Origin of the sequence: Lactobacillus helveticus DSM 20075 = CGMCC 1.1877 (assembly GCF_000160855.1) — a bacterium.
Classification (GTDB): Bacteria; Bacillota; Bacilli; order Lactobacillales; family Lactobacillaceae; genus Lactobacillus; species Lactobacillus helveticus.
On the sequence record NZ_GG700760.1, the window covers coordinates 24,564 to 29,048 of the forward strand.

Genomic DNA, 4,485 nt, shown 5'->3' on the forward strand with positions numbered 1-4,485 from the left:
TTAATTTGAAAAAAGGCATGATTTTTAGCCAAGATGGTAAGTTGATTAAGGTTTTAAAGGCTAACCACCATAAGCCAGGTAAGGGTAACACCGTTATGCAAATGGATTTGCGTGACGTTAAGAGCGGCGCCGTTGTCCACAAGACTATGCGTCCAACTGAAAAGGTTGATTTAGTTGATGTAAATAAAAGAACTGCACAATATCTTTATGGTGAAGGTGATGTTTACACCTTTATGGATACTGAAACTTATGACCAATACGAAGTTTCAGCTGATCAATTGGGTGATGATGTTAAGTTTTTGATGCCTAACATCATGGTAGATATGGAATTCACTGGTGACAACAAGATCATTGGTATTGAATTGCCAACAACTGTTGAAATGACTGTTAAGGAAACTCAACCAGAAATTAAGGGTGCTACTGTTGCCGGGGGTGGTAAACCAGCTACCATGGAAACAGGCTTGGTTGTTCAAGTTCCTGACTTCATTAAGGAAGGCGAAAAGTTGATTATCGGTACCGAAAATGGTGATTACAAGTCACGTGCTGATAGCCAACCTAGATAAAAATAAGTAAAATAAAAGGGCTCTCTTTGGAGAGTCCTTTTTAAGTTGCAATTTATTGCTTCCAAGCAGCATCAAATTTTTGTTTGCCATTGTCAATTTGGCTATTAACATTTTGTCCCTTTTGAGCTGCTGACAAGATGTTTTGCATAATGCTGTTTAATTGGTTGTAAGCTGCGTTAGAATTCTTTTCAGCTGGAACACTGTAGAGGTGCTTCGTTGCGCTCTTTAACTTAGTAGGCATCTTGATGTTCTTGTTATCAAGGAATTCCTTGTCGTCAAGTACGCCGTTGTTAACTGGAATGTAACCAGTAGCATTTGCCCACTTAAGTTGTGAAGATTCAGAAGTTAAGAATTTCATGTACTTAAAGGCAGCTGCTCTTTGTATTGATGAAGCTTCTTTAAACATGTAGATATCAGTACCTTGTTGCATGGTGTATTTGCCTGGACGAGGAGCAACATCATAAGTGAACTTGTTGCCCACACCTTGTTTTACGAAGCTTTCACCTGCAGAAGTACCGATGAACATTGCAACTTTTTCATTAGCAAATGGACCAGATAAGTAGTGTTCAGAACCGGCTACACGGAAGTAACCCTTTTTTACGCCTTCTGCGTAGTAGTTAATTACTTTCTTAGAAGCAGCACCAGTGAAGTTGATTTTATCAGTAAAGTTAAAGCCTTCATCCTTCATGCCAAGGGTGTAGTAGTTAGCTAATGAATCAAAACCGGCACCAACAACTTTGTGGTTACTCTTCTTGTAGATGGTTTCAGAAACTTGCTTAAGCTCTTCCATTGTTGAAGGAACTTTTTTAATGCCATATTTCTTGAACATGGTCTTGTTGTAAGTTAAAGATTCGATAGATTTGTTAAATGGAATACCATATTGGGTACCCTTAATTTTCGCACCATCTAACAATTCAGTTCTAATATCAGAAGCCTTAGCACTGCCCCAACCAACGTTCTTATTGTTGATGTAAGGAGTTAAATCAACCAACATCTTGTTTTGAGCGGCATTATATAACCAGACAGGGTAAGCTTGAGTAATTGTTGGCAAGTTCTTTGGTGATTGCATGGTAGAGTTAATCTTACCTTGCAAGTCAATGTAAGAACCTTGGTTTTCAAGCTTGATTTTGATGTTAGGGTTCTTCTTTTCAAAATCACTAGTCAATTGCTTGAGAGTATTTTCTTGTGCACCATGCATCCCATGCCAAAATACTACAGTAGTCTTTTTAGTGATTTTTGATGGAATCTTAGCATCATTTGAAGATGAATTGTTTTTACCATTGGAACAAGCAGCTGTACCAACTAAGGCAAGGCCAGCTACAGCAAAAGTGATTAATTTTTACCTAGTCTCATCAATAATCCTCCGATAAATATAATATCAATCGCTAGATATTGTAGCATATAAATTATTGACTACAAGATCTTGTATTTTAGCTAAGATGTGTTATAAGGATGGGAGAATTGATTTTGATTGTATATAACAAAAGCCGATTACAATGCTAAGTTGCAATCGGCTTTTTTGATTAAATAATATTTTTATTTAAAGCATCGATTTTTAATTCACGCTTTTGGTTTTGATAAATCAAATTAATTTTCCAAATGGCTTTACCATTTTCGTCAGTTAATTCCCAAAGAATTGTGTTGGCGCCACGCAAATCTCTAAGTGCGATTTCATTTGCTTCTTGTCTTGAAATAGTCTTTTTAAGATTTAAAGCCTCTTCTTTGACATAGTCGTAATCCAAAATTTGAGTAGATTGACCAATGATTTTATTATTAGTGGCATCGATTTGAATGGTGCAATCTTTTACAGAGTCAAAGCCAACGATCGTATAAACGTAAATATCATTTCGTAAAGCTAAAGTAATTGATTTAATTGCTGCATTTGAATACAAGGACTTGAATCTTTGGATCGCAGAAGCTTGATTCATTCTGATTTGTGGCAATTTATTGCTAGATAACTCACGTTTTTAGGAACAACGTTTTTATTGGTAATAGAAAAATTAATGGGTTTTTGTGGTTGGTGTTTAGTCCAGAAAATAGTCGAAAATATACCGATCAAAATGCCGGTAACACCAATTAAAAAGGGGTTGATAATTTTTTTCATAGTAGTCCTCTGTTATATCATTGCTACATGCAACAGTACCGATAGCTAAAGCTCCGATAGGAGCAGCACCAGCAGTTAATTTAGTTAATTTATTCATACGCATTCTCCTTGACACATTTACATCAATATCATTCTCTATATCATGATATTAATTATACGCGCTTACCCAAAATAAGTATGGTTAAAAATGACATTTTGTCACCTACTTATGTATTTCTTAATGAAATTAAGAAATTGCTTATTGATATTAATAGATACCGTAACCGCGAACTGGATTAGAAGGACATTCGTTGAAGTTATAATCAGCTAGTTTTTCAAATTCAGTATTGCCATCAATGATGGTGGTTACGCCTTGTGCGATCATCAGGTTCATTTTCTTTTCTTTTTCGGGATGCTCAGTGAATGGCACCAAGATCACCGGCTTATGCATCGCACGCATGAAGCCAATTTCAAAGGCAGAGCCGTCATCTAATTGATCCATATCATATAAGAAGACGCCACAAGTGGCATTCGAAATACCAGTTAAATCATTTTGGTAAGTTGCATCCCGCCAAACCATGCTTCTGATGCCGCCAATTTCAGGATTCTTTTCATCAGGATCGGTGAAACCATCATCAAAGGGGAAGAAGACGTGCGCGATGCTTGGATTTTTTGCTAACAACTCTTTTGCCTTAGCTGCTCTTTCTCTTTGAGCATCGCTGTAAAATGGTGAGCCTAAATAAATTTTTCCTGTTGGAACTACTGCTTTCATAATTTTCCTCCGTATATAATTTAAAAATTAGTTTGATTTTAGCATACTTAGATTAAAGATAATAAACGACTTTTTTCTTGTTCTGAACAAAATGCGGCATTAACTGCGTTTAAATAGAGCTGTTTTTCATCGCTACTAGTTAAACCAGTTTTATCCTCTAATAATTTGTATTCATGAGGTAGGTCGATATTAGAAATGGTCATGTCATCGGTGTTAAGCGTGACGTTGACTCCCTGATGCAGCAATTTTTTGACAGGGTAGTGGTCGATCTGGCTGAAAGCCTTGGTGTTCAGATTCGAAGTGGCGCAACATTCTAGCGTGATCCTATTTTGGATAATGTCTGCTACTAGCTGCTTGTCCTCAACGCAGCGAATGCCGTGACCGATCCGCTTGGCTCCTAAATCTAGCGCTTGATAAATGGATTCGGGTCCCATAGCTTCACCTGCATGAATGGTGAAGGGGATACTTTCTCTACTAGCCAGACTAAATAAAGAAGCATAATTGCTGATGGAAAATGCGGGCGTTTCAGCTCCGGCTAGATCTAGTCCACTGACGCCGCGGTTTAGGAAATGCTTGGCCGTTTCAACGGTTTCTAAGTTTTGCTCATAATTATCCTTAAGCCGCATTAGACACAGCAATAAATTTGCATGTAGTTCTGGTTGATCAGTCGGATTATCTTTTTGCCAATTAAAAAACTGGTTTAAGCCGGCAATCGCTGCGCGCACTACTTCCTCTTGAGTCAAACCTTGCTCAGTATGAAGCTGGGGCGCAAAACGAATTTCGACGTAAACCAGTCCTTGTTTCTTTAAATTTTTTAGCAGACTAAAAACGATCAGTTGTAGATCAGCTGCCGTTTGCATTAAATGAACGGGAAAAGCAAACTTCTCCAGGAATTCATTTAAATCACGGCAGTCAGGACCCACTGATAATTTTTGCCGCAGAATTTGATCATCAATGGTAGGTAAACCATGGATGTTCATTAATTTTTTAATTGTGGTAAATGGTACGGAACCATCTAGGTGAAGGTGTAAATCAATTAGTTTTCTCATATTGTCATCCCCTTAAAA

Annotated in this window: 6 protein-coding genes; 1 reads left to right on the forward strand and 5 read right to left on the reverse strand. The window is 37.4% G+C overall.

The window, feature by feature from the left end:
• A partial coding sequence (efp, locus tag HMPREF0518_RS08570; protein WP_003627827.1) for an elongation factor P occupies positions 1 to 563 on the forward strand: 563 nt, incomplete at its 5' end.
• A 52-nt stretch (positions 564 to 615) separates the two neighbouring features.
• On the opposite strand, the gene HMPREF0518_RS08575 is transcribed toward efp, so the two are convergent.
• From HMPREF0518_RS08575 to add, 5 genes are all read right to left on the reverse strand, one after another.
• Positions 616 to 1,761, reverse strand: a complete 1,146-nt coding sequence (locus HMPREF0518_RS08575; protein ID WP_003627828.1) for an extracellular solute-binding protein — start codon at positions 1,759 to 1,761, stop codon at positions 616 to 618.
• A gap of 325 nt (positions 1,762 to 2,086) precedes the next feature.
• Positions 2,087 to 2,506: a PepSY domain-containing protein gene (locus HMPREF0518_RS08580; protein ID WP_003629973.1), complete on the reverse strand. Its 420-nt coding sequence runs from the start codon at positions 2,504 to 2,506 to the stop codon at positions 2,087 to 2,089.
• An 81-nt stretch (positions 2,507 to 2,587) separates the two neighbouring features.
• The gene (locus tag HMPREF0518_RS08585) at positions 2,588 to 2,764 is read right to left on the reverse strand and encodes a hypothetical protein (protein ID WP_003629972.1); all 177 of its coding nucleotides are present in this window, start codon (positions 2,762 to 2,764) and stop codon (positions 2,588 to 2,590) included.
• Between the two features lie 150 nt (positions 2,765 to 2,914).
• Positions 2,915 to 3,418 carry a nucleoside 2-deoxyribosyltransferase gene (locus HMPREF0518_RS08590; protein ID WP_003627831.1) on the reverse strand — a complete coding sequence of 168 codons (504 nt, stop codon included), beginning with the start codon at positions 3,416 to 3,418 and terminating at the stop codon, positions 2,915 to 2,917.
• 47 nt (positions 3,419 to 3,465) lie between these two features.
• Complete coding sequence (add, locus tag HMPREF0518_RS08595; protein WP_003627832.1) at positions 3,466 to 4,467, reverse strand: adenosine deaminase; 1,002 nt, start codon at positions 4,465 to 4,467, stop codon at positions 3,466 to 3,468.
• Between the last annotated feature and the right edge of the window lie 18 nt (positions 4,468 to 4,485).

Coding starts and splice junctions, on each gene's coding strand:
- HMPREF0518_RS08575 (WP_003627828.1), bottom strand. CDS start 1,761: ATGCATGGTGCACAAGAAAATACTCTCAAGCAATTGACTAGTGATTTT.
- HMPREF0518_RS08585 (WP_003629972.1), bottom strand. CDS start 2,764: ATGAATAAATTAACTAAATTAACTGCTGGTGCTGCTCCTATCGGAGCT.
- HMPREF0518_RS08590 (WP_003627831.1), bottom strand. CDS start 3,418: ATGAAAGCAGTAGTTCCAACAGGAAAAATTTATTTAGGCTCACCATTT.
- add (WP_003627832.1), bottom strand. CDS start 4,467: ATGAGAAAACTAATTGATTTACACCTTCACCTAGATGGTTCCGTACCA.